We start from the raw sequence: 25398 nt of genomic DNA on the forward strand, positions 1-25398 counted from the left end.
AGGCAGATATAAAAAAGCGAAGTCATATGACTTCGCTTTAGGCTTTCGCTAGTTGTATAGCACATTATCAACAAATGTAATTACATCTTGCGTGGCTTACTCTACCGTTACTGCTTTGGCCAAATTGCGTGGTTGATCCACATCCGTACCTTTGATCAGCGCCACATAGTAAGACAGCAACTGCATTGGAATCGTGTAGTAGATTGGCGCAGTGATGTCGCTGACGTGAGGCATAGTGATGATCTTCATCGTCTCATCGGCTTCAAAGCCCGCCTCTGCATCAGCGAAGACATACAGCAAGCCACCACGCGCACGCACTTCTTCAATGTTCGACTTAAGTTTTTCAAGCAGTTCATTACTCGGTGCGACGACAACCACTGGCATATCAGCATCAATCAGCGCAAGAGGACCATGCTTCAATTCACCCGCAGCATAAGCTTCTGCGTGAATGTAAGATATCTCTTTCAGCTTCAACGAAGCTTCCATAGCAATCGGGTAAAATTCACCGCGGCCAAGGAACAAGGTGTGGTGTTTATCTGCAAAATCTTCCGCTAGGGCTTCAATATCTTTCTCAAACGATAGTGCAGAGTTGAGCTGTTTTGGCAATGCATGCAGTGCTTCAACGATCTCTTTTTCTTTCTCTTTGCTTACACGGTTTTGCTGCTTACCAAGTGCCGTCACTAGCATTAGCAGTGCTGAAAGCTGAGTTGTGAAGGCTTTAGTTGATGCAACGCCGATTTCTACGCCAGCACGTGTCATGAAAGCAAAATCAGACTCACGAACTAACGAAGAGCCTGCAACGTTACAAATCGTCATTGCCGCCATGTAGCCTTTCTCTTTAGCAAGGCGAAGCGCTGCCAAAGTATCAGCCGTTTCACCTGATTGAGATAAAGTGATCAGCAGGCTATTTGGACGAGTCACAAATTTGCGGTATCGGAATTCAGACGCAATTTCCACATCACAACTCACGCCTGCAATATCTTCAAACCAGTAGCGCGCAGTCATTCCCGCATTATAAGACGTGCCGCATGCGACAATCTGTACATGCTCAACTTTACTCAAGATTTCTGCCGCATTAACACCAATAGCTTCGGTGACGACTGAATCCGATGTTAGGCGGCCTTCCATTGTGTTAATTAAAGCCGTTGGTTGTTCGTAGATTTCTTTTTGCATGAAGTGACGGTACTTACCTTTGTCACCCGCATCGTGCTCTGCATTTGACTCAATGATTTCACGCTCAACACGCTCACCAAAAAGATCAAACACGTTCACTTCACGACGAGTAATTTCAGCCACATCGCCTTCTTCCAGATACATAAAGCGACGGGTCACATTTAGCAATGCAAGCTGATCTGAAGCGAGGAAGTTTTCACCGACACCAAAACCAATGACGATCGGGCTGCCAGAGCGAGCAACAACAATGCGTGAAGGATCTTTGCGATCAACAGCAACTGTACCGTAAGCGCCTTCAAGTTGCTTGGCTGTTTTCTGAACCGCCTCAAGTAATGAGTCAGCAGTGCGTAGCTCCCACTCAACCATATGAGCAATAACTTCAGTGTCCGTTTGGGAGTCAAATACATAGCCACGAGACTTTAGCAGCTCACGCAGCTCTTCATGATTTTCAATGATACCATTATGCACAACAGCAATATCACCTGACATGTGCGGGTGTGCGTTAGCCTCTGAAGGCTCACCGTGGGTTGCCCAACGCGTGTGTGCGATACCTGTCCCACCGACCACTTCTGCTGCGTCCACAGCGTCCGCCAGTTCCTGAACTTTACCCAGACGACGAAGGCGAGTCAGATTAGAATCACCATCAACTACAGCAACACCTGCAGAGTCATAACCACGGTATTCAAGGCGGCGTAAGCCTTCCACCAGAATTTCAGCCACATCTCGTTGTGCTACTGCACCGACGATTCCACACATATTTGTATCTCCGTTTTGGTATCCCTTCCTCATCCGAGGTACGCAATCTAGACAGCAAGCAAAAAAGCCAAATTGACGGGATTAAATTGATTACATTGTTTTAAATAGCTTTATACGCAAATAACTTTCACATCTTGAGATTCAATTTGCTGTTTGAACTCAGGATTCAAGTCTTTGTTAGTAATTAAGATATCGATGGAAGTCCAAGCCAGTTCGAGGTTTGGAATCTTACGACCAATTTTTTCAGATTCGACCATCACAATGACTTCACGTGACACTTCAGCCATCACTTTACTTAGGCCGACCAATTCATTAAATGTTGTCGTACCTCGCTCTAAGTCAACGCCATCAGCACCAATAAATAGCTGGTCAAAGTCATATGAGCGTAGTACCGACTCAGCCACTTGTCCTTGAAAAGACTCAGAATGTGCATCCCAAGTCCCGCCCGTCATCAATAACGTAGGCTCACTTTCAAGCTCATTAAGCGCGTTCGCCACATTGAGTGAGTTGGTCATCACAACCAAACCACGCATACCATCCAGTTGCTTGATCAATGAAGCGGTTGTACTGCCACTGTCGATCACAATGCGATTGTGCTCGCGGATCAGCTTGGCGGCCGCTTGGGCGAGCTCATTCTTACGAATCGAAACATTTTCGCTCAATTCATCGCTGACGACTTCTTTTGGTAATGCGATAGCACCACCATAGCGACGCAATAATTGGCCATTTTTCTCTAAAGAGGCGAGATCCTTTCGAATTGTGACTTCAGAAGTCTCAAATTGGAGAGACAAAGCCTCAACACTGACCTCACCTTTTTCATTTACCAAATTAGAAATTGCGTGTCTTCTTAGTTGCGTGTTTCGTTTCGACATCTTAATTTCATTCAATAAGTTTCGTTGTGAAAGAAATTATAGTCAAACCGAAACTTTAAAGTCCATTTATTTCGAACCAAAAAATAAAAAATAGCGGCAAAACCTTGTCCTAAGACAATTCTTAAACAGTGATATTGGCGTGAATCAGTGGTAGAATTCGCCACCGAAAAGAAAAAAAATTACAGAATTGACCGTTATTTTTTTGCAACTAACCGCATATATCCTAGGTTAGTCACAGAAATGCTGAGTATTATCCAGACAGTTTGGTCATAAAATGACTAAACTTGTTGAAAGACTTTCAGTTCTGAAGTCGACGACAACATTGATGTTCTCTTGTATATAGAAGGCACGAAATGCCAGGCGGGAACCCTCGACTTCAGCGAGATAAATGACTTTCAGATTGTAACTATTATTGACCGGAGAATATCTTCCATGAAAAAGACCAAAATCGTATGTACGATTGGCCCTAAAACTGAATCTGTAGAGAAGCTAACTGAACTCGTAAATGCAGGCATGAACGTAATGCGCCTAAACTTCTCTCACGGTGACTACCAAGAGCACGGCACTCGTATTGCGAACTTCCGTAAAGTAATGGAAGAGTCTGGTAAGCAACTGGCTATCCTTTTAGATACTAAAGGTCCAGAGATCCGTACTATCAAGCTAGAAAATGGCGACGATGTTGATCTGGTTGCTGGTCAGGAGTTCACTTTCACAACTGACACTTCAGTTGTGGGCGACAAAGACAAAGTAGCGGTAACTTACGCAGGTTTCGCAGCAGACCTTAACGTTGGTAACACTATCCTAGTGGACGACGGTCTGATCGAAATGGAAGTACTTGCTACTTCAGAAACTGAAGTGAAATGTAAGGTACTAAACAACGGCGCACTAGGCGAAAACAAAGGTGTTAACCTACCTGGCGTTTCAGTAAACCTACCTGCTCTATCCGAAAAAGATAAGAACGACCTTAAGTTTGGTTGTGAGCAAGGCGTTGACTTCGTTGCAGCCTCTTTCATCCGTAAAGCATCTGACGTGAAAGAAATTCGCGAAGTACTTGCGGCTAACGGCGGTGAAAACATCCACATCATCTCTAAGATCGAAAACCAAGAAGGTGTTGATAACTTCGATGAGATCCTAGAGCTGTCTGACGGTATCATGGTTGCTCGTGGTGACCTAGGTGTTGAAATCCCAGCGGAAGAAGTGATCTTCGCTCAGAAGATGATGATCGAGAAATGTAACCGTGCACGTAAGATGGTTATCACAGCAACTCAGATGCTTGATTCTATGATCAACAACCCACGTCCTACTCGTGCAGAAGCTGGTGACGTTGCGAACGCAGTGATGGACGGTACTGATGCTGTAATGCTTTCTGGTGAAACAGCCAAAGGTAAGTACCCAGTTGAAGCGGTAACTATCATGGCTCAAATCGCAAACCGCACAGATGCAGCACTAAAAGCTGAACTAGGTTCTCGCCTAGACAGCCCTCGTCTACGTATCACAGAAGCAGTATGTAAAGGTGCTGTAGACACAGCTGAAAAACTAGCGGCTCCACTGATCGTTGTTGCAACTGAAGGTGGTAAATCAGCTCGTTCAGTACGTAAGTACTTCCCAACAGCAAACATCCTTGCACTGACTAACAATGCAAAAACAGCAGCTCAGCTTGTGCTAACAAAAGGTGTTCGCCCTGTGTTGGTTGATTCAATCGACAGCACTGACGCATTCTACGTACTAGGTAAAGAGCTAGCACTTGAATCTGGTCTAGGCAACAAAGGTGACATCGTTGTTATGGTATCTGGCGCTCTAGTCGCTTCTGGTACAACAAACACAGCTTCTGTTCACGTTCTATAAGAACCGAATAAATATTCACTTTTTAAAGAGGGCTTCGGCCCTCTTTTTTTATCCCTTCCTCTTGTCTCACTATTTGGTACGCTGTATTATCAATCAAAGTATTGCGTACTATTAAATTCACGACCGTTTTATATAACGCTGTATTTATGCATATGAGGAAAGGATAGTGTCTAGCCCAACGTTGACTGACAAAGTCTCGAAAATGATCTACCAAGACATCTTAAGCGGAGAGCTCAAACCGAGTCAAAAGCTAGTAGTTGCAGATCTAAAAAGCCGATACCACGTAGGGGCCTCACCAATCAGAGAAGCACTAGTGCAACTCTCATGGACGAAGTATGTCAGTTTAGAACCACAAAAAGGCTGTTGGGTATCACCAGTATGCGTCGAAGAACTGGAAGATCTCTATGAGAGCTTACGCACTGTTGCAGCCGTACTACTAAAAAAGTCGATCAAATCTGGCGGCGAAGATTGGGAGTTGGAAGTACTCACTTCATTCCACAAACTGTCACGTATCAACCTGACTAACGACAATTTTGACTGGAAAGAGTGGGAAGAGCGCCAGCACCAATTCCACATCGCACTATTAGAAGGTTCTAACTCTAGGAATATGTTTGAATTCTTCACTGATTTGATCAATCAAATCAAACGCTATCGCTATTTTGCAAGACACAACGGCTTAGACCCACGCCAATTCGAAATTGACGAATATGAGAAGATCATGAAACTAGTTCTGGCGAAAGACACCGATGAAGCCGCCGAAGAGTTTGATCGCCATCTGCATCGTTCAATGGAACAAATCCAAATCACCATTGAGCAGGCCGCATAATTAGAGACATAAAAAATCGAGCTTAGGCTCGATTTTTTTAGGCAATTTCATCACAGCTCTGGCAAACAGAGACTCGGTTGCGTCCCAAGGTTTTGGACTCGTACAAGGCAATGTCCGCACACTTGTAGCAACGCGTGCTATTCGAAGTTAAATCAGTCAGCCCCACACTCACCGTAATAGGAACGTCTGCTGCCATTTCAACCGCGATTCGCACCCGATTTAGCGCTTGTTCTGCTTCTTCAATACTGGTGTGCGGCATAATGATCGCAAACTCCTCACCACCAATACGGGCGATAAAATCTGTCTCACGCAACGCCTCAGTAATAATGGCACCTACTCGACTGATAACTCGGTCACCTTCATCATGACCCAGTTCATCATTTACCCGCTTGAAGAAATCAATATCAAGCAGCGCAAGGCAAGTGTCATGCCTCTCAGGATAACGCCCACTCAATTTGGCAATGTGACGCAGTTCCAGCTCAAACTTGCGTCGGTTCCACAACTGCGTCAGCTCATCTTTTTCACTTAAAATTCTCAGTCGCTCTTCCAACTCTTTACGTTCAGAGATATCCACCAGCGACGTGATGTAATAACTGACTTTCCGCCCCTTAGCCAACACGCATTGCACACGCATAATCGCGGTGACTTCAGTGTGAGTTTTCTGATTATGGATGGTTATCTCACCTTCCCAGATCTGATTGGACGACAGAGCTTCAAACAGTTGTAAGGTCGTCGCAAACTGTTCTTCGCCCACCAATGCTTTGATCATGTTCTGAGACGCAATGTCTTTCTGGCGATAGCCTGTGAGTCTCTCAAACTCATCATTGACTAAAACTGCATGATGCTTTTTATCCGAAATAACCACCGCGGACATACCGCTTAACGCTGCTCTTGCAAGTTGACTCTCTAAACTTCGCTTGCGGTAGTACACAACCCCGCTAGTCGCTGGAACGGTGAAAGCCAGCACCATCAATAAGACGATTGAAGCTTCTTTAAGTAGTATTTGATAATCTCGCTCAGAGCGTACTTTCAGTTCTTCCTGACTAAGATCGATGACCAAATAGAGCTTTTGCCGACCTTCCATATAGATCTGATTGAACACAATCAGATGATCTTTTTCTAAATGGTAACCCGACTTCTGCTCTTGCATCATCTGCCAAGTTTCTGGGTAGTAGCGCGCTAGGTTATGTTGACTGCGGCTCGCTAGCAGATGGCCAAACAATTTACTCGGATCATCACTGATCATGTAAAAGCCTGTTTCACCAACCAATTCTGGGCGAAATGATTTGTCGGGGGAATAATTAAGACGGGAGGTCAGATACCAAATATCAATATTGAGTATTAAATAACCAGCACGCTGGCCTTGTACTTCAACGGGAGTAATTAAGCGCAGTGCAGGTTTATATGGAAATACCAGCTCACCGTTTTCCATTTCAAGATCTATCCCCCACGCACCGATTTGTTCATCACGAAGCAGTTTGGCGTAGCGGAAATAGCCGCGATGAGATTTATCCTGCAATTGCTCTGCCATCTGAACACGATTACCGCTCAGCAAATAATTAAGACGCAACTGTTCTTTACCCGCGTTATCAATAAAGCGAATCTGGCTATACCATTTCTGATTGATGGCCATTGAAGACCACACTTCCTCAACAACCTCACGATTTTCAGTGTTGGGAGAAAGAATATAATCGTAAAGGCTTCGGCTGTGGGAAAGTAATTCGATGATAGAAACAAGCTGGCTGCGAACACTCTGGTATTCACGTTCACTGTAGGCGAGTTGATGCATAGCCTGTTTGGCCGTTAACTCTACCGTTTCTTCTTCAAGGTTCTGGTATTGCTGAGCATAGTAAGCAAACGCGATCGACACCAACACCACTGTGGTAATACACAAGTGCCAAAAGATGTTTTTTCGTTGTCTCACTGCCACGGCTCCCAAATCGAAGGCGGGGCAGTATATCACCGAATAAAAAAGTGGTTAAGAATAACCCTAGGGGCAATTGATAATTTTATAAAAACGCCTTAGTTACAACTAAAAAAGGCGCTCTTTATGGTTAATCTAACTGGTAAATGACGTCAACTCGATCACGTATCACGATTGTCGAGTCCTGATAGGTGTTGGATTCCGTTTTTGCATCCATCGCCATTGAACGCATCAGTACCGGTTGGCTGCTCGGCATATTGTAATCAATTCTCCAGACACCATTGATGTCTTTACCAAAACCAGAGGCTAGTGACTCTGCTTTACTATTGGCATCCTTGATGGCAGCTTGGCGTGCTTGCTCCTGATATTTAGCCTGATCTTTCACTTTAAGCTGAATGTTTTCGACCTGGTTGATGCCCGAATTCAGTGCAATATCCAGATACTGATTCAAGTTCGCCAATTCATCGACAGTAACATTAACGGTGCGAGAAGCACGGTAACCCACTAGCTCAGGTTTACCATTTTTCGGGTAATGGTATTGAGGAGAGATATAAAGATTGGAACTAGTGATGTTGTCAGCACTCATTCCCTGCTCTTTCAGTTCAGTCAGAAAGTCTGTCACTACTTTGTCGACTGTCTGCTTGGCTTGTTCTGCCGTCATGGTGGTTTCGACTACACGAACCGTAAACTTTGCCATATCAGGCTTTGCGACAACTTCACCATATCCGGTCGTAGCTAGGTGTGGGAAGCTAGGCGTATCAGCGTATGCACCAATACTGACCAGGCCTGAAACGGCAATTGCCAGGCTAGAAACTATCTTCATTATTGTTCACCTTATTTAACTAATCACATACATCATAGCGTTTAGATGCTGCATGAGGAGTCTAGTTCGATGTTCTGACAGAACTTTAACCAAGTGCTAGCTCGACAGCACATTTCTCGCATAATTAACAATGGATTGAGTCACTTCTTCCAATACGCCCGATTCGAGCTGCCAGTGATGCCAATAAATGCGGTATGAGCTTAAGAACCCAGGCAAGATGTCGACTAAGCTCCCTTGCGCCAACTCTTTTTTGATCTGAAAGCTAGGGATCAAACAATACGCGACTCCTGCCAGAGCCATTTTGACAAACGCTTCTGAACTGGCGACGCGGTGAGTCCGGACATTATCTGGCAGAATATTAAAATGCTCTTTTAAAAACAGTTGATGTTGATCGTCATGCTGGTCGTACGCCACAGCGGGGGCTCGCAGTAAGGAGTCATAGTTGACGCCGTTGGGGAAATAACGCTCAACGAATTGCGGATTCGCCACGCAAACATAATCAACTCGGCCCAGATAGTCCGCCTGACAACCGGGAATAGGTCGTGATTCCAAGCTAATTGCTCCTGTCACCTCGCCACTTTTAAGCTTTTCTATCGCCCTGACTTCATTCAATACCGCCAGTCTCAGCTCAATGTTCCGTGTTTTCAGTACCTGCTGTAGGGAAGGCAACAGCCAAGTTGCCAAGCTATCGGCATTGGTGGCGATAGAAATCGCCAGCGGGCGCTCTGAATCACTATTGGTTAATTCAGGCACCAGCTCACTTTCTAGTAATTGCACCCTGTGGTAAAGGCCCAGCAGCTTTTTACCCACCATGGTCGCTCTAGGTGGTTGCTCACGAACAAGCACGGGCTGAGCGAGAAACTTTTCCAACTGCTTTATACGTTGCGAAACCGCAGACTGCGAGATGTATAGCGCCTCAGCTGCACGTTCAAAGCTGCCTTGAGTCACGACTGACTCCAAAGCCTCTATCCATTTGTAATCCAACCCACGCATAGCGCCACCAAAATAAGAAAAACTGATAATAGATTAAAATCATTAATTATACTTATCAAGATACTGACTCTATTCTCAACGCTCATATTCGCAATTCATTGGAGAGAAAAACGTGAATCTATGGGTGTTATTACAGGGCTTTGGTCTGGGTGCCAGCATGATTATTCCGATTGGGGCGCAAAATGCCTATGTTCTCAACCAAGGCATTAAGAGAAACCATCACTTGACGACCGCCACCATCTGTAGCGTTCTCGATGTCATTTTTATCTCGCTAGGCATATTTGGTGGTGGTGCAGTCTTGTCACAAAATGAAACCCTGCTCACGGTTGTCACTTTAGGCGGTATTGCCTTTCTGACCTTCTATGGCTTACTGTCACTCAAAAGCGCCGTGCAAACGAATAAGGCGTCGGAGTCCAAGCGTCAAGTCGTAGAACGTGGTCGTCGAGCTGTGATTCTCGGGGCTCTGGCAGTTACCGTGCTTAACCCTCACCTCTACCTTGATACTGTGGTGATCCTCGGTTCCATTGGCGGACAGTTTGAAGGACAAGATCGAATTTCGTTTGCATTAGGTACGATCATGGCCTCTTTTGTTTGGTTTTACACCTTGTCGATCGGTGCTGCGAAGCTTGGCCCAACCTTATCAAGACCAAGAGTAAAACAAGGGATTGATATTGTGGTCGCTATAATGATGTTCACGATTGCCTTGATGCTAATAAACGAACTGGTAAATAAACACGGATAATTACATGGAACGATTAGAGCAAATCTATCAGTACAACATAGATCTTCTTCAACAGCTTGAAGTTAGCTTTAAAGAATGGCGTCATGAACCTATTCTCGATTTCGCCACTGATGTGCGTGTCGCTGAGCAGCTTGGATGGACGGGTACCCATAGCAAGAGTCTGTTTCTGAAACTGAAAGGGGGCGGGCATGTGCTGTATCTGACCCACAAAGATGCACGCCTCGATAGTAAAGCCATGAAGCAAGTCTTGGGGAAGCGACCTTCCATTTGCAGCGATGAAGAAATGATAGCGCTGTTAGGCTGTGTTCCAGGTGCGGTCTGTCCTTTCGGTATGCCTGAGCATATTGAGATCGTCGTGGATAGTGCCTTATACCAGCATCCGGAAATCCTCTACACACCCGGTCACCCTGAACTGACCATAGGGATTGCAGGCCCTTCCTTGCCCAAACTATTGCAAGCTATTCCCAACTCGGTAATTGAGATGTAAAAAAGCGAGGCTAGGCCTCGCTTTTCCGATCAGGATTCAACCTTGTTGAGGTGAACATCCATTTGCGGGAATGGAATTTCAATGCCTTCATTATCTAAGCCTTCTTTAATCGCTTGCATTAGATCGAAGTACACTCCCCAGTAATCAGATGTCTTAACCCATGGGCGCACTACAAAATTAACTGAAGAATCCGCCAGCGTATGCACGCCAACCTGAACCGCCGGATCTTTAAGGATACGCTCGTCAGATTCACAGATCTTGGTTAAAAGCGCTTTGGTTTTCTGCAGATCCGCACTGTAAGACACACCGATCATCAAGTCGATGCGACGAGTTTCATGACGAGAATAATTCGTGATAGGACCGCCGATAACGCTACCATTTGGCACGACAACCATCTTGTTATCCGGAGTCGTCAGAACCGTTTGGAAGATTTGGATAGACTCCACACTGCCTGCTACGCCACCAATTTCGACGTAATCGCCAGATTTAAACGGACGGAAAGCAACAATCAGCACGCCCGCTGCAAAGTTTGACAGTGACCCTTGCAACGCTAAACCAACCGCTAAGCCTGCCGCACCGATAACAGCAACAACAGACGCGGTTTGCACCCCAATCCGGCTCAATGCCGCAATCAGTACAATCACAAACAATAAGTAGCGTACTAAACCATGGATAAACTCAATAACCGCTTTATCCATATTTTTCTTTTTCAGCATCTTGGCGACACTGTTCGCCACCATCTTAACGAAGATGTTACCGATGAATAGAATCAGAATGGCTGAAAGGACATTCACACCATACTGGATCAGTAAATCAGAATTATTGGTAATCCACGATTCAGCCTGCGCTAGGCCATCCACTAATGGAGTTTCAATCTCCACCGACTCTCCTGCCATAATATATACCCTCTAAAATGTGTGGCGATCCTATAAATCACACGACTTTTTTATGATTGATAGACGATGTCGTCTCCATAGATAACCTGAAACTATGTCAGATTTTTGGCACGATATATCAATTTTGACGATTCATAAAGTGACGTTTATGCAAAGAACGCAAAAACAAAGAGTTATCAGAAAAAACTGATATCGGCTCGTTACAGATTACGCAATGGTTTTCATTTTCGCCACCCTTTTAGGTGAGGAATAGCCCATTCATAAAACAAATACACGAGACACAAAAAACCCGCTCATTGAGCGGGTTTTGCAAAATTAACAGAGTACTGAATTCAGGAGAATTATAGTACGTCTACTGCGTTTAGGTCAGCGAACGCTTTCTCTAGGCGAGTCACCATTGAAGACTGGCCTGCACGTAGCCATACACGTGGGTCGTAGTACTTCTTGTTTGGCGCATCTTCACCAGTTGGGTTACCGATTTGACCTTGTAGGTAATCACGGTTCTCAGCTTCATACTTACGGATACCATCCCAAGTTGCCCATTGAGTATCTGTATCGATGTTCATCTTGATAACACCGTAGCCGATAGACTCTTGGATTTCAGCTTCAGTAGAACCTGAACCACCGTGGAATACGAAGTTTAGAGCGTTAGGAGCGATACCGAACTTCTCAGCACAGTATGCTTGAGAATCACGTAGGATTGTTGGAGTTAGAACTACGTTACCTGGCTTGTATACACCGTGTACGTTACCGAAAGAAGCTGCGATAGTGAAACGATGTGAAACAGCGTTTAGTTTCTCGTATGCGTAAGCAACATCTTCAGGTGAAGTGTAAAGCTCAGAAGCGTCCATGTCAGAGTTATCAACGCCGTCTTCTTCACCACCAGTACAACCTAGTTCGATTTCTAGAGTCATGTCCATCTTAGCCATGCGCTCTAGGTACTTAGCACAGATTTCGATGTTCTCTTCTAGAGACTCTTCAGAAAGATCAATCATGTGAGAAGAGAATAGTGGCTTACCAGTTTGTGCGAAGAACTCTTCACCAGCGTCTAGAAGACCGTCGATCCATGGTAGTAGTTTCTTAGCTGCGTGGTCAGTGTGTAGGATTACTGGAACACCGTAAGATTCAGCAACTGCGTGAACGTATTTAGCACCTGCTACAGCGCCAAGGATTTGTGCACCTTGACCTTCAAGTTTAATGCCTTTACCAGCGAAGAAAGCTGCGCCACCGTTAGAGAACTGAACAACAACTGGAGCTTTCACTTTCGCTGCTGCTTCAAGTACTGCGTTTACTGAGTCAGTACCTACAACGTTTACTGCCGGAAGAGCAAAGTTGTTCTCTTTTGCTACTTCAAAAACTTTCTGTACGTCATCACCAGAGATAACGCCTGGTTTTACGAAATCGAAGATCTTAGACATGGATGTAATCCTATTTATCTGTCGTTTTAAAAATAAAACTTGTTAAGTTTAAATTCTTGCAAACGTTTGCTCACAACGTGCGTCATTCTAGCAAAGAACAATGTGACTTGCAGCAAACAAGAAAGCGGGAGAATCACTCCGCCCGCTTTCGTTTAATTACTTAGCGCGCTCTTCAAGCATCGCAACTGCTGGTAGTACTTTACCTTCAACGAATTCAAGGAATGCACCGCCGCCAGTAGAGATGTAAGAAACGTCAGCTTTAATACCGAACTTATCGATAGCTGCTAGCGTGTCACCACCACCTGCTACAGAGAAACCTGCAGACTGAGCGATTGCTTCAGAGATACCTTTTGTACCCGCTTCGAAGTTCTTGAACTCAAATACACCTACAGGACCGTTCCATAGGATAGTTTTCGCGTTGCCGATGATTTCAGCTAGAGCCGCTGTTGATTCTGGACCAAGATCGAAGATCATGTCATCGTCAGCCACTTCTGAAACGTGCTTGATTTCAGCTTCTGCGTTTTCATCGAATGCTTTGGCACATGCAACGTCAGTCGCAACTGGGATAGAGCACTCTTTCATTAGCTTTTGAGCCGTTTCAACTAGGTCTGCTTCGTATAGAGACTTACCTACGTTGTGGCCATCTGCAGCGATAAATGTGTTCGCGATACCACCACCAACAACAAGTTGGTCAGCAACTTTAGATAGAGACTCAAGAACCGTTAGCTTAGTAGAAACTTTAGAACCACCAACGATAGCAACTAGTGGACGCTCTGGGTTGTCCATTGCTTTACCTAGTGCTTCAAGTTCAGCTGCTAGTAGAGGGCCAGCACACGCTACTGGCGCGTTCATACCAACACCGTGAGTAGATGCTTGTGCACGGTGAGCCGTACCAAATGCATCCATTACGAAGATGTCACAAAGTGCAGCGTATTTCTTAGATAGCTCTTCTTCATTCTTCTTCTCGCCTTTGTTAAAGCGAACGTTTTCAAGAACAACTAGCTCACCTGTGTTTAGCTCTAGGCCATCTAGGTAATCTTTAGCCAGTTTAACGTCGCAATCTAGGGCGTCGTTTAGGTAGTTAACAACAGGTTGTAGAGAGAACTCTTCTGCGTATTCACCTTCAGTAGGACGACCTAGGTGAGAAGTAACCATAACTTTAGCACCAGCTTCTAGGCAGTGCTTGATAGTTGGTAGAGATGCTAGGATACGTGCATCAGAAGTTACTTTGCCTTCTTTTACAGGTACGTTTAGGTCCGCACGGATAAATACACGTTTACCTGCAAGATCCAGGTCAGTCATCTTGATTACAGACATGATGTGTCCTCTCAAATATTCAAAAAGTAAAGTTTTTAAGACCCGGCGACCCTGCCAAGCCCAATAATTCTTCAAACTGATTTAGATATGGAGTTTATCATTATTTATTTCAAGGCTAGAAATAAACATTTCTCCATCACCGCTAATCTGCATTTCCTCTAAAAAGTGTCATTGCAGCGTCAAACTTGACGGGGAGCGGCTTGCATTGCGAGTGCCGTATCTAACATACGATTCGCAAATCCCCATTCGTTATCACACCAAACCAACATCTTAACCAAATGGCCATTACTAACTCGGGTTTGCGTGCCATCGACGATCGCACTATGAGGATCATGATTAAAATCGATGGAAACGAGCGGAGCTTCAGTATAGTCAACAATGCCCTGTAATGTACACTGAGAAGCGTTAACAATGGTTTGATTTACGTCATTAACTTTCACATTTGTATTAATTGTGACGCTTAAATCCATGGCTGTGACGTTTACAGTAGGCACTCGTACTGAAATTGCTTCAAATTTGTTAGAAAATTTCGGGAAGATTCTTTCAATACCCTTATGCAACTTAGTGTCTACGGGTATGATCGATTGGCTGGCTGCACGAGTACGTCTGAGATCAGAATGGTAGGCGTCGATGACCTGCTGATCATTCATCGAAGAGTGGATAGTAGTGATAGTACCTGAATCGATACCAAAAGCTTCATCAAGAGCTTTGATAATAGGGACGATACAATTGGTCGTACACGAACCATTGGATACCACATTGTGATCTGCTGTTAGTGTATCGTGGTTAACGCCGTAGATAATGGTATTGTCGAGATCGCTAGCGCCCGGGTGAGAAAACAGGACTTTCTTCGCTCCCGCTTTGATGTGTTCTTGGCCATCAGCTTGAGAGCCAAACACACCGGTGCAATCCAGCACCAGATCCACTTCCAGATCTCGCCATGGTAGAAGATCGATTTCTGCCAGATGAAGAATACGGATGGAATCAAATTCTCCGCTCTCATGGTGAACGTAAATATGCTCCTGATCGTTGGTAATCTTCTTACCAAATCGACCGTGGCTAGTATCATATTGAAGCAAGTGTGCCATCGCATCGGGCTGCGCTAGTTCATTAACGGCTACCACCTTGATATCTTGGCTTTTGCCACTTTCATATACTGCCCGCAAAACATTACGTCCAATACGTCCAAATCCGTTGATCGCAACTTTTAGCATGATTCCATCGCTCTACATCTTTTTCGTGTCACAAATACTACCTGATAGATTTATAAATCGCATCTAGTTCATCGTATCGGGTAAAAACAAAAAAGCCGAGTCACAAGGACCCGGCTTTCAAAGCAATTAACAATTAAGCTAAAAGCTCTTTCGCTGTGTTCACAACGTTTTCAGTTGTGAAGCCGAACATCTTGAATAGCTCACCTGCTGGCGCAGATTCACCGAAGGTGGTCATACCGATGATACGGCCGTCGAAACCAACGTACTTGTACCAGAAGTCAGCAATACCTGCTTCTACCGCGATACGTGCCGTCACGTCAGATGGCAGAACCGCTTCACGGTATGCTGCATCTTGCTTGTCGAATGCATCCGTTGATGGCATTGAAACAACACGTACTTGCTTGCCTTCAGCTGTTAGTTCAGCCGCAGCGTTAACCGCTAGCTCAACTTCAGAGCCGGTTGCGATAAGGATAAGCTCTGGCTTGCCTGCGCAATCTTTCAGGATGTAACCACCCTTAGCAATGTTCGCTAGTTGCTCAGCGTCACGCTCTTGCTGTGCAAGGTTCTGACGAGAGAAGATAAGTGAAGTCGGTGCATCTTTACGCTCGATAGCCAGTTTCCAAGCCACTGCTGATTCCACTTGGTCACATGGGCGCCATGTGCTCATGTTTGGCGTCAGACGTAGAGAAGCCATTTGCTCAACCGGTTGGTGAGTTGGGCCATCTTCGCCAAGGCCGATAGAGTCGTGCGTGTAAACTTGGATGTTCTGCACTTTCATCAGAGCCGCCATACGCATTGCATTACGTGCGTACTCCATGAACATTAGGAAAGTTGCGCCGTATGGTACGAAACCACCGTGCAGAGCAATACCGTTCATGATAGCCGTCATACCGAACTCACGAACACCGTAGTGGATGTAGTTACCAGACGCATCTTCAGCCGATACCGACTTAGAACCAGACCACATAGTTAGGTTAGAAGGTGCAAGGTCAGCAGAGCCGCCTAAGAATTCAGGTAGCATTTGACCAAACGCTTCTAATGCGTTTTGAGACGCTTTACGTGATGCGATGTTTGCAGGGTTTGCTTGAAGGTCAGCAATGATTTGTGTTGCTTTCTCTTCCCACTCAGCTGGCAATTCACCGTTTAGACGACGCTTAAGTTCTGCGGCTTCTGCAGGGTACGCTGCTGCGTACAAGTCAAACTTCGCATTCCACGCTGCTTCTTTCGCTGCGCCTGCTTCTTTTGCATCCCACTCAGCGTAAACGTCAGCTGGGATTTCAAAAGGACCGTGTTCCCAACCTAGCGCTTTACGAGTTGCTGCAATTTCGTCAGCGCCCAGTGGAGCACCGTGACAGTCGTGTGAGCCAGATTTGTTTGGAGAACCAAAACCGATGATGGTCTTAGTACAGATTAGCGTAGGGCGTGGGTCCGCTTTCGCAGCGATAATCGCAGCATTGATTGCTTCTGGATCGTGACCGTCTACTGCAGGGATAACATGCCAGCCGTACGCTTCAAAACGCTTAGGCGTATCGTCAGAGAACCAACCTTCCACTTCACCATCAATAGAGATGCCGTTGTCATCCCAGAACGCAATAAGCTTGCCAAGGCCTAGCGTACCCGCTAGAGAACACGCTTCATGAGAGATACCTTCCATCAGACAGCCGTCACCCATGAATGCATAAGTGAAGTGGTCAACGATGTCATGGCCTTCTTTGTTGAATTGTGCTGCTAGAGTTTTCTCAGCCAGCGCCATACCTACCGCGTTAGTGATACCTTGGCCTAGTGGGCCAGTCGTCGTTTCGATACCCGGTGCGTAACCGTACTCTGGGTGACCTGGCGTCTTAGAGTGCAGTTGACGGAAGTTTTTCAGGTCATCGATAGACAGCTCGTAACCCGCAAGGTGAAGCAGGGAGTAAATCAGCATAGAGCCGTGGCCGTTTGATAGTACGAAACGGTCGCGGTCAGCCCATTCTGGGTTTGCTGGGTTGTGGTTTAGGTGAGAGCGCCAAAGAACTTCAGCGATGTCAGCCATACCCATAGGTGCGCCTGGGTGACCAGAGTTGGCTTGTTGTACGCCGTCCATGCTAAGGGCACGGATAGCATTAGCTAGATGTTTGCGGGAAGACATGTCTGCTCCTGAGTGCGTTAAGCGAAAACTAATTTTGATGGGCGATTATTCTCTCAAAGGCGCCTAAGCTGTGCAAACGTTTTACAGTCTGAATACAGGGGATTCTCGCTTATTTTCTGCCATTTCTATCCAAGTTAGTAATATTTAACTCTTTAGAAGCAAACGTTTGGATATGTATTAAATTAAAAAAGAGCTTGTAATTCGAACAGTGAAAATTAGAATAGACGTCTAGATGTAGATACACCTACAATTATTAGTATTACTCAATGTCAGTGATTAAACACATTCACTGAACTAAACCAGATTAAAGTGGAGCTAACATGGCTAAGCACCTGTTTACTTCTGAGTCAGTATCAGAAGGTCATCCAGATAAAATTGCAGATCAGATTTCTGACGCAGTACTTGATGCGATTCTTGAACAAGACCCGAAAGCCCGTGTTGCGTGTGAAACGTACGTAAAAACAGGCATGGTAATGGTTGGTGGTGAGATCACCACTTCAGCATGGGTAGACATTGAAGAGCTAACTCGCCAAACCGTTCGCGATATTGGCTACGTAAACTCTGAAATGGGCTTCGACGCAAACTCTTGTGCGGTACTGAACACCATTGGTAAACAGTCTCCAGATATCAACCAAGGCGTTGATAAAGCGGATCCAAAAGAGCAAGGTGCTGGTGACCAAGGCATCATGTTTGGCTACGCGACTAACGAGACAGACGTACTAATGCCAGCTCCAATTACGTATTCTCACCTACTTGTTCAAAAACAAGCAGAAGTACGTAAAAACGGCACACTACCTTGGCTACGTCCTGATGCAAAATCACAGGTAACGTTCCAGTACGACCAAGGAAAAATCGTTGGTATTGATGCTGTCGTTCTTTCGACTCAGCACTGTGACTCAATCTCTACGCCAGACCTACGTGAAGCGGTTATGGAAGAGATCATCAAGCCAGTTCTACCATCAGAGTGGCTAAACAAAGACACTAACTTCTTCATCAACCCAACTGGCCGTTTTGTTATCGGTGGCCCAATGGGTGACTGTGGTCTGACTGGTCGTAAGATCATCGTTGATACATACGGTGGTGCTGCTCGTCATGGTGGTGGTGCATTCTCCGGTAAAGATCCATCAAAAGTTGACCGTTCTGCGGCTTACGCTGCACGTTACGTTGCGAAAAACATCGTTGCGGCTGGCCTTGCTGACCGTTGTGAGATTCAGCTTTCTTACGCAATCGGTGTTGCAGATCCAACATCTATCATGGTGGAAACATTTGGTACTGAAAAAGTATCTCAAGACATCATTGTTGAAGCGGTACGCCAACACTTCGATCTGCGCCCATACGGCCTACAAGAAATGTTGAACCTACTTCAGCCAATCTACAAGAAAACAGCCGCATACGGCCACTTCGGTCGTGAAGAGTTCCCATGGGAAGCGACTGATAAGGCTGCACTTCTACGCGACTTCGCTGGTCTTAAGTAATTTAAATTACCGCACTAATTTGCTATTCAAGGGCTTCTGGGTAACCAGAAGCCCTTTGCTTTTGTGCGCAAAAATCAAACAACAAATTTGTATTTTTTTGTCATGGGGTCAATAGTTAACAATATGTTAAAAGGCTAATTCTTCGCCAAAAATTGCTTTTTAACAGACCAAGTCAGATGCGCAGCTTATTAGGGCAGTCGCAAAGCCGGGCATCGAGTTCCAAGACGCCACCCATGAATCTATGGGTGACTTATTACAGAGTCGATCAAGGAGGATGTATGCCTCGTACGGTGAATCCACAAGACTTCAACGACAAACGAAAGGAAGTCCCAGATAACGAATACGCACGTACTATACCGTGCAATCATGTCAGCTTATCCGCGCCGTTTCATTGGCTATCACTCGGCTTGCACGACTTTGTGCGTATGCCGTTGATCAGTGCCTTTTACGGTTTGTGTTTCATGGCGGCAGCTATTGGTATTGTGCTGCTAGTTCAATGGCAAGGCACACACTTAGTCGTCATGCCAAGTTTAGTCGTCTATATGCTAATTGGTCCCTTCTTAGCGCTAGGGCTTTATGATGCCAGTTGGGAGCGGGAAAAGGGCCATCACGCCAGCTTACTTCACTCAATGAAAGCCATTGGGCGTAACTCTTCATCACAATGGGCGTTTGCTGTCATGCTCGCCGTGTGTATGATTTTCTGGATGCGTATCGCTGCGTTACTTCATGCGTTATACCCTTCGGTTCAGGGCGCCCCAATAACAGATTTCCTTCCATTCCTTGTTATCGGCTCTTTGGTCGGCATGGTACTGGCTGCAATTGTGTTTAGTATTTCTGCTTTCTCCATCCCACTTATGATGGAGCGACGCGTTGATATGATGACCGCTGTGTTTACCAGCTTTAACGCCGTCAAATCAAATATTCCAGCGATGATAGTATGGGCAGCCGTGATCTGTGGCGGTATCTTAATTGGCTTTGCGACTTACGGAATCGGCATGTTGTTTACTATGCCAATTCTTGGCTACGGTACTTGGCACGCTTATCATGAAACCATCAAGAAAAAGCACCATTAGCACCAACGTCTAATCCGGTATATGATTCGCCCCTTATCTAAGGGGCGAATTTTTTGGAGATGAATTTGGATACAGAGCTTAGCTATCGCGTACAACAAGTGGTCGCTCGCTATATCATAACGGCTCAACATGCTTTTCAGCGTTCATTTTCTTTCCCTTCTATCAGCTACAAACTGAGAGGTAAAGCGGCAGGCAAAGCCTACCTCCAGCTTAATGAGATTCGCCTCAATCCCGTTTTATTTTTCGAAAATCAGCAAGCGTTTTTCGATGAAGTCATCCCGCATGAAATCGCACATTTGATCACTTATCAGGTCTATGGTCGGGTCAGACCCCACGGTAAAGAGTGGCAATCGATCATGGAATGCGTATTTGGCGTCCCTGCTCGTACTACGCACAGTTTTGAAATTACTTCCGTACAAGGGAAAACCTTCGAATACCGCTGCGGATGCCAGCTCTATCCGCTGACAATCAGACGTCACAATAAAGTCCTACGTCATCAAAGCAGCTACCGATGCCAGAGCTGTCAGCAAACCCTCGTGTTTACAGGTAAGCAGCTCTCATAACTCAGTGAGCCATTAATAAGTTTCACTGACAAATGCGTGCTAGACTGCGATAAGTCATACTTTTCTAATACTTATCGACATGAAACTTCGTGCATTTTTTATTTGCTTCACTGTACTTATTAGTTCATTTCAGGTGCTCTCTGCGCCTCCCTCTTCATTTTCGAAAGCCAAGAAAGAAGCACTAAAGATATATTCCGATCACCCCACCAGCTTTTACTGTGGATGTGATATCACCTGGCAGGGAAAAAAAGGTATTCCCGATTTAAAGTCATGTGGTTACGCCGTGAGAAAACAGCAAAAACGTGCTTCAAGAATCGAATGGGAGCATGTTGTTCCGGCTTGGCAGTTTGGCCACCAACGACAATGTTGGCAGTCTGGAGGACGAAAAAACTGCACCAAAAATGACACCGTATTTCGCTCAATGGAAGCCGATCTACATAACCTCACCCCCGCTATCGGTGAAGTGAACGGCGATCGCTCGAATTACAACTTCAGCCAGTGGAATGGGATGGATGGCGTGACGTATGGCCAATGCGAAATGCAGGTCAACTTTAAGCAACGGAGAGTCATGCCACCAGACCGCGCCAAAGGTTCCATTGCCCGAACCTATCTGTACATGAGTCAGGAATACGGATTCAAGCTATCGAAGCAACAAAACCAACTCATGACAGCTTGGAATAAGCTCTATCCGGTCGACACATGGGAATGTGAACGTGAGCGTCGAATCTTCAAGATTCAGGGCAATCATAACCCTTTCGTTTTCAAGGCATGCCAGGCGCTGTAATTGACCCTTATGAATTGTAGCGATATGTACAGCCTGCCCCTTGTTTTTTAGGCATAAAGCATCCATGTTAGGAGTTCATTCTCAATTATCTGGCCGGATACAAAGCTGATGCGAATTCCTCGAATTTATCACCCTGAACCTATAACCCAACTTGGCAGTTTAGCGCTTAGCGAAGATGCAGCCGGCCATGTAGGAAGAGTCTTGCGGATGAAGGTTGGACAAGAAGTGTTGCTTTTTGATGGCTATGGGGCCGAGTTTCCAGCCGTAATTGAAGAAGTCAGCAAAAAGTCCGTCACCGTGAATATCACTAAACGTGTTGAACGCAGCAGCGAGTCACCGCTGGACCTGCATTTAGGTCAGGTCATTTCTCGCGGGGAAAAGATGGAGTTCACCATTCAGAAGTCTGTAGAGCTGGGCGTTAATACCATTACCCCACTGATTTCTGAGCGTTGTGGCGTCAAGCTAGATCAAAAACGTTTTGAGAAAAAGCTCGCCCAATGGCAGAAAGTTGCCATCAGCGCTTGCGAGCAAAGTGGACGCAATATCGTTCCGCAGATTCGCCCTATCATGCAGTTGGATGAGTGGTGTGCAGAAGATTATGATGGCCTTAAACTCAACCTTCACCCCAGAGCAAAATACTCAATCAATACGCTGCCAGCGCCGGTCGAAAAAGTTCGTCTGTTGATCGGCCCCGAAGGTGGCTTGTCCGCAGAAGAGATCGAGAAAACCCGAGAATATCAATTTGAAGAGACTCTGCTAGGCCCACGCGTATTACGCACAGAGACAGCAGCTCTTACCGCAATTACTGCCCTTCAAGTTCGCTTTGGCGACCTTGGTTAAACGGAGAAAAACCATGATCAAATTAGGTATCGTGATGGACCCTATCGAGTCCATCAACATCAAGAAAGACTCTAGCTTTGCCATGATGCTTGAAGCGCAGCGCCGCGGCTACGAAATCCACTACATGGAAATGCATGATCTGCACTTAGACCAAGGTGTCGCTGTTGCAGACACCAAAGTGGTGGAACTCAAAGAAGATCCAACAGGCTGGTTCCAGTTTAAGTCAGAGCAAACTATTGAGCTGTCAGAGCTTGATGCGGTATTGATGCGTAAAGATCCTCCGTTCGATACTGAGTATATCTACGCGACCTACATTCTTGAACGAGCAGAAGAGAAAGGCACGTTAATCGTCAACAAACCTCAGAGCCTGCGTGACTGTAACGAAAAGCTGTTCACAGCCTGGTTCCCAGAACTCACCCCAACCACAATCGTGACCCGCAAAGCAGAGAAGATTAAACAATTCCGCGAACAGCACGGAGATGTGATCTTAAAACCGCTAGATGGCATGGGTGGTGCATCTATTTTCCGAGTCAAAGAGAACGATCCAAATGTTTCTGTGATTATCGAAACCCTGACTAACCACGGCCAAAACTATGCGATGGCACAAACATTCGTTCCTGACATCAGCAACGGCGACAAGCGAATTCTGGTCGTGGACGGCGAAGCGATGCCTTACTGCCTGGCACGTATTCCGGCAAAAGGTGAAACTCGCGGCAACCTTGCGGCAGGTGGTACAGGTGAAGCCCGACCACTGAGCGAAACAGATAAACAGATCGCAGCGGCTGTAGCGCCTACACTTAAGGAAAAAGGTTTGATCTTTGTAGGCTTGGACGTCATTGGTGACAAGTTAACTGAGATAAATGTAACCAGCCCAACCTGTATTCGCGAAATCGAGGCTGCATTTGATATCTCAATTACGGGTAAATTGATGGATGCGATAGAGCGTCGCCTCAACAAGCAGTAATTTACTCACATGATCATTGGGCGATAACTTGTCGCCCACTTTACGCTGGAGTAACTATGAATTTAACCAACCACTTTTTAGTTGCTATGCCGGGGATGAAAGATCCCTACTTCCAACGCAGCGTTATCTACGTATGTGAACACAATGATGATGGCGCGATGGGTTTAATGATTAATGCTCCAATCGACATCACAGTAGGTAAAATGCTCAAGCAGGTCGACGTTGAAGCGACTCAACCCCAACTCAAAGTCGGTAGCCTTGAGAAACCGGTACTCAATGGCGGCCCAGTTTCAGGAGATCGAGGGTTTATTCTTCACCAACCAAAAGATCATTATGAATCCAGCATTCAGATGACTGACTGTATCTCCGTCACGACTTCGAAGGACATACTCGCGGTTCTCGGTACAGAAGCCGAACCACCAGAGTACATTGTTGCATTAGGTTATTCTGGTTGGGAAGCGGGCCAATTAGAGATTGAGCTTTCTGAAAACTCTTGGCTAACGATTGAAGCCGACCCTGATGTCATGTTTAACACACCGATCAATGAACGTTGGCAAAAAGCCGTGCAGATGCTTGGCATCGACGCGTCTCAACTGTCCAGTGATATTGGTCATGCATAACCTCCCCATTAAAATTTATGTCTAGAACAATTATGGCTTTTGACTTCGGCACTAAAAGTATTGGCAGTGCCATTGGTCAGGAGATTACAGGCACGGCATCACCGCTGAAAGCCTTTAAAGCCAACGATGGCATTCCCAACTGGGACGATATTGAAAAGCAGATCAAAGAATGGCAACCAAACCTACTGGTTGTCGGCCTGCCAACGGACCTTCACGGCAAAGATTTGGAAACGATTACTCCTAGAGCGAAAAAGTTTGCTAATCGTCTTCACGGCCGTTTCGGCCTTCCTGTCGAGCTGCACGATGAGCGCTTATCCACTACAGAAGCTCGCTCAGAGCTGTTCAGTATGGGCGGCTACAAGGCGCTCAGCAAAGGGAATGTCGACTGCCAATCAGCGGTCGTTATCCTTGAAAGCTGGTTTGAAGCTCAATACGGCTAAGCGAGAAAACTGAAAGGGTTGGCACATCGCGCCAACCCCTTATATTTCAGTGCCACAAATAGAGCACGATAGAAAATATTCACACGCCCCAAACGGCGAAGAGCAATCTCTAATCCATATCAATCTTCACATCTGCTAGCGCACCACCACCGAAGCTTTCACCTCGTTGAGTTTTAAGCATGATACGCAGGTCATTGGCTGAATCCGCACTGTGCAGCGCATCTTCTTCAGTAATTTTGTCATTCACTACCAATTGGTAGAGTGCCTGATCAAACGTCTGCATACCAATTTCCTGAGATTTTGCCATGGTTGACTTGAGTTCATGCAAGTCCCCGCGACGAATGAGATCCGATACTCGTGGACTGTTGAGTAGAATTTCAAAAACGCCATGACGACCTTGGCCGTTTTTATCTCGAATCAACTGCTGGCCGATAACACCTTTAAGGTTCATGGAGAGATCAAACAGGAACTGCTCTTTTTGCTCTTTCGGTACAAGGTGCAGGATCCTTTCCAAAGCTTGGTTAGCATTGTTAGCGTGCAACGTCGCCATACACAGATGCCCCGTCTCAGCGAATGTCATCGCGTACTCCATGGTCTCTCGCGAGCGGATCTCACCGATCAAGATCATATCAGGAGCCTGACGCAAAGAGTTCTTCAGCGCGACTTCATAACTTTCTGTGTCTAAGCCAACCTCACGTTGCGTGACGATGCATTTCTGATGTTCGTGGACAAACTCAATCGGGTCTTCAACTGTCAGAATATGGCCGCTGCGCTCAGTATTTCGATAGCCGGTCATCGCTGCCATTGTTGTGGATTTACCAGAACCCGTGGCACCCACAACTAACACCAAACCACGCTTGGCAATGGAAAGGTCTTTCAGAGTTTCGGGCAGTTTTAAGTCATCAAATGTGGGTATGGTGGTTTCGATTCTACGAATCACCGCACCGGGTAACTCTCGCTGGTAGAAAGCGGACACACGAAAGCGACCAAAATCCCGCACTACGGCAAAGTTCGCTTCTCGACTGTGGCTATAGTCACTCTGGCGCTCTTCATCCATGGTGCTGTGGAGTAGCGTCAGCACTTCGGCTTCCGATAAGCTCTCTCCATGCGGCTTCAACTCACCATCAACACGATAAAGTACCGGCGCACCAACAGTGATGTATAAGTCTGACGCTTTCTCAGTCAGCATGCCTTGCAGATAAGCATTGATATCCATCATGACCTC

The 25398-nt window shown here is 45.9% G+C and carries 23 protein-coding genes; 12 read left to right on the plus strand and 11 right to left on the minus strand.

Annotation, left to right across the window (positions count from 1 at the left end; translation table 11 throughout):
• Positions 1-96 precede the first annotated feature (96 nt).
• Positions 97-1929 carry a glutamine--fructose-6-phosphate transaminase (isomerizing) gene (gene glmS / locus QMA41_RS15245; RefSeq protein WP_281630085.1) on the minus strand — a complete coding sequence of 611 codons (1833 nt, stop codon included), beginning with the start codon at positions 1927-1929 and terminating at the stop codon, positions 97-99.
• 110 nt (positions 1930-2039) lie between these two features.
• Positions 2040-2801, minus strand: a complete 762-nt coding sequence (locus QMA41_RS15250; RefSeq protein WP_239838562.1) for a DeoR family transcriptional regulator — start codon at positions 2799-2801, stop codon at positions 2040-2042.
• A gap of 432 nt (positions 2802-3233) precedes the next feature.
• Between QMA41_RS15250 and pykF the strand changes: the two genes are divergently transcribed.
• Both pykF and QMA41_RS15260 read left to right on the plus strand, forming a co-directional pair.
• A complete protein-coding gene (pykF, locus tag QMA41_RS15255; protein WP_006958219.1) occupies positions 3234-4646 on the plus strand; it encodes a pyruvate kinase PykF in 1413 nt (470 codons plus the stop codon).
• Between the two features lie 166 nt (positions 4647-4812).
• Positions 4813-5472, plus strand: a complete 660-nt coding sequence (locus QMA41_RS15260) for an FCD domain-containing protein (protein ID WP_021456707.1) — start codon at positions 4813-4815, stop codon at positions 5470-5472.
• A gap of 37 nt (positions 5473-5509) precedes the next feature.
• Here QMA41_RS15260 and QMA41_RS15265 read toward each other — a convergent pair whose 3' ends face one another.
• From QMA41_RS15265 to QMA41_RS15275, 3 genes are all read right to left on the minus strand, one after another.
• Positions 5510-7396 carry a diguanylate cyclase gene (locus QMA41_RS15265; protein ID WP_281630086.1) on the minus strand — a complete coding sequence of 629 codons (1887 nt, stop codon included), beginning with the start codon at positions 7394-7396 and terminating at the stop codon, positions 5510-5512.
• 130 nt (positions 7397-7526) lie between these two features.
• Positions 7527-8219, minus strand: a complete 693-nt coding sequence (locus QMA41_RS15270; protein ID WP_019277484.1) for an oxidative stress defense protein — start codon at positions 8217-8219, stop codon at positions 7527-7529.
• A 96-nt stretch (positions 8220-8315) separates the two neighbouring features.
• A complete protein-coding gene (locus tag QMA41_RS15275; RefSeq protein ID WP_281630087.1) occupies positions 8316-9212 on the minus strand; it encodes a LysR family transcriptional regulator ArgP in 897 nt (298 codons plus the stop codon).
• A gap of 112 nt (positions 9213-9324) precedes the next feature.
• Here QMA41_RS15275 and QMA41_RS15280 point away from each other — a divergent pair, with 112 nt between their 5' ends.
• Both QMA41_RS15280 and QMA41_RS15285 read left to right on the plus strand, forming a co-directional pair.
• Positions 9325-9954, plus strand: coding sequence for a LysE/ArgO family amino acid transporter (locus tag QMA41_RS15280; RefSeq protein ID WP_039951285.1), 630 nt, complete (start codon positions 9325-9327; stop codon positions 9952-9954).
• A 4-nt stretch (positions 9955-9958) separates the two neighbouring features.
• Positions 9959-10441 (plus strand): YbaK/EbsC family protein, encoded by a 483-nt coding sequence (locus QMA41_RS15285; RefSeq protein ID WP_281630088.1) that lies wholly within the window; start codon positions 9959-9961, stop codon positions 10439-10441.
• Between the two features lie 29 nt (positions 10442-10470).
• Here QMA41_RS15285 and mscS read toward each other — a convergent pair whose 3' ends face one another.
• From mscS to tkt, 5 genes are all read right to left on the minus strand, one after another.
• Positions 10471-11337, minus strand: a complete 867-nt coding sequence (gene mscS, locus QMA41_RS15290; RefSeq protein ID WP_021456715.1) for a small-conductance mechanosensitive channel MscS — start codon at positions 11335-11337, stop codon at positions 10471-10473.
• A 341-nt stretch (positions 11338-11678) separates the two neighbouring features.
• The gene (gene fbaA / locus QMA41_RS15295) at positions 11679-12755 is read right to left on the minus strand and encodes a class II fructose-bisphosphate aldolase (RefSeq protein ID WP_006958234.1); all 1077 of its coding nucleotides are present in this window, start codon (positions 12753-12755) and stop codon (positions 11679-11681) included.
• Between the two features lie 156 nt (positions 12756-12911).
• Positions 12912-14072, minus strand: a complete 1161-nt coding sequence (locus tag QMA41_RS15300; RefSeq protein ID WP_095571962.1) for a phosphoglycerate kinase — start codon at positions 14070-14072, stop codon at positions 12912-12914.
• Positions 14073-14251: 179 nt separating this feature from the next.
• Positions 14252-15286 carry an erythrose-4-phosphate dehydrogenase gene (epd, locus tag QMA41_RS15305; protein ID WP_006958238.1) on the minus strand — a complete coding sequence of 345 codons (1035 nt, stop codon included), beginning with the start codon at positions 15284-15286 and terminating at the stop codon, positions 14252-14254.
• A gap of 133 nt (positions 15287-15419) precedes the next feature.
• Positions 15420-17414, minus strand: coding sequence for a transketolase (gene tkt, locus QMA41_RS15310; RefSeq protein WP_281630089.1), 1995 nt, complete (start codon positions 17412-17414; stop codon positions 15420-15422).
• Between the two features lie 320 nt (positions 17415-17734).
• On the opposite strand from tkt, the gene metK reads away from it, so the two are divergent.
• The 8 genes from metK to ruvX all read left to right on the plus strand — a co-directional run bounded on the left by metK (position 17735) and on the right by ruvX (position 24173).
• Positions 17735-18889, plus strand: coding sequence for a methionine adenosyltransferase (gene metK, locus QMA41_RS15315; RefSeq protein WP_045987206.1), 1155 nt, complete (start codon positions 17735-17737; stop codon positions 18887-18889).
• Between the two features lie 278 nt (positions 18890-19167).
• Positions 19168-19962 carry a DUF2189 domain-containing protein gene (locus QMA41_RS15320; protein ID WP_006958244.1) on the plus strand — a complete coding sequence of 265 codons (795 nt, stop codon included), beginning with the start codon at positions 19168-19170 and terminating at the stop codon, positions 19960-19962.
• 65 nt (positions 19963-20027) lie between these two features.
• The gene (locus QMA41_RS15325) at positions 20028-20525 is read left to right on the plus strand and encodes a SprT family zinc-dependent metalloprotease (protein WP_281630090.1); all 498 of its coding nucleotides are present in this window, start codon (positions 20028-20030) and stop codon (positions 20523-20525) included.
• A gap of 79 nt (positions 20526-20604) precedes the next feature.
• A complete protein-coding gene (locus QMA41_RS15330; protein WP_281630091.1) occupies positions 20605-21309 on the plus strand; it encodes an endonuclease in 705 nt (234 codons plus the stop codon).
• A 108-nt stretch (positions 21310-21417) separates the two neighbouring features.
• Entirely contained in the window at positions 21418-22149 is a 732-nt protein-coding gene (gene rsmE, locus QMA41_RS15335; protein WP_031343392.1) for a 16S rRNA (uracil(1498)-N(3))-methyltransferase, read from the plus strand.
• Between the two features lie 13 nt (positions 22150-22162).
• Positions 22163-23113: a glutathione synthase gene (gene gshB, locus QMA41_RS15340; RefSeq protein ID WP_019277263.1), complete on the plus strand. Its 951-nt coding sequence runs from the start codon at positions 22163-22165 to the stop codon at positions 23111-23113.
• Positions 23114-23169: 56 nt separating this feature from the next.
• Positions 23170-23733, plus strand: coding sequence for a YqgE/AlgH family protein (locus tag QMA41_RS15345; RefSeq protein ID WP_019277262.1), 564 nt, complete (start codon positions 23170-23172; stop codon positions 23731-23733).
• Positions 23734-23750: 17 nt separating this feature from the next.
• A complete protein-coding gene (ruvX, locus tag QMA41_RS15350; protein ID WP_029236265.1) occupies positions 23751-24173 on the plus strand; it encodes a Holliday junction resolvase RuvX in 423 nt (140 codons plus the stop codon).
• Positions 24174-24282: 109 nt separating this feature from the next.
• Here ruvX and QMA41_RS15355 read toward each other — a convergent pair whose 3' ends face one another.
• Complete coding sequence (locus QMA41_RS15355; RefSeq protein WP_281630100.1) at positions 24283-25389, minus strand: PilT/PilU family type 4a pilus ATPase; 1107 nt, start codon at positions 25387-25389, stop codon at positions 24283-24285.
• Between the last annotated feature and the right edge of the window lie 9 nt (positions 25390-25398).

This window comes from Vibrio sp. St2, assembly GCF_947311885.1.
Lineage (GTDB): Bacteria > Pseudomonadota > Gammaproteobacteria > Enterobacterales > Vibrionaceae > Vibrio > Vibrio coralliilyticus.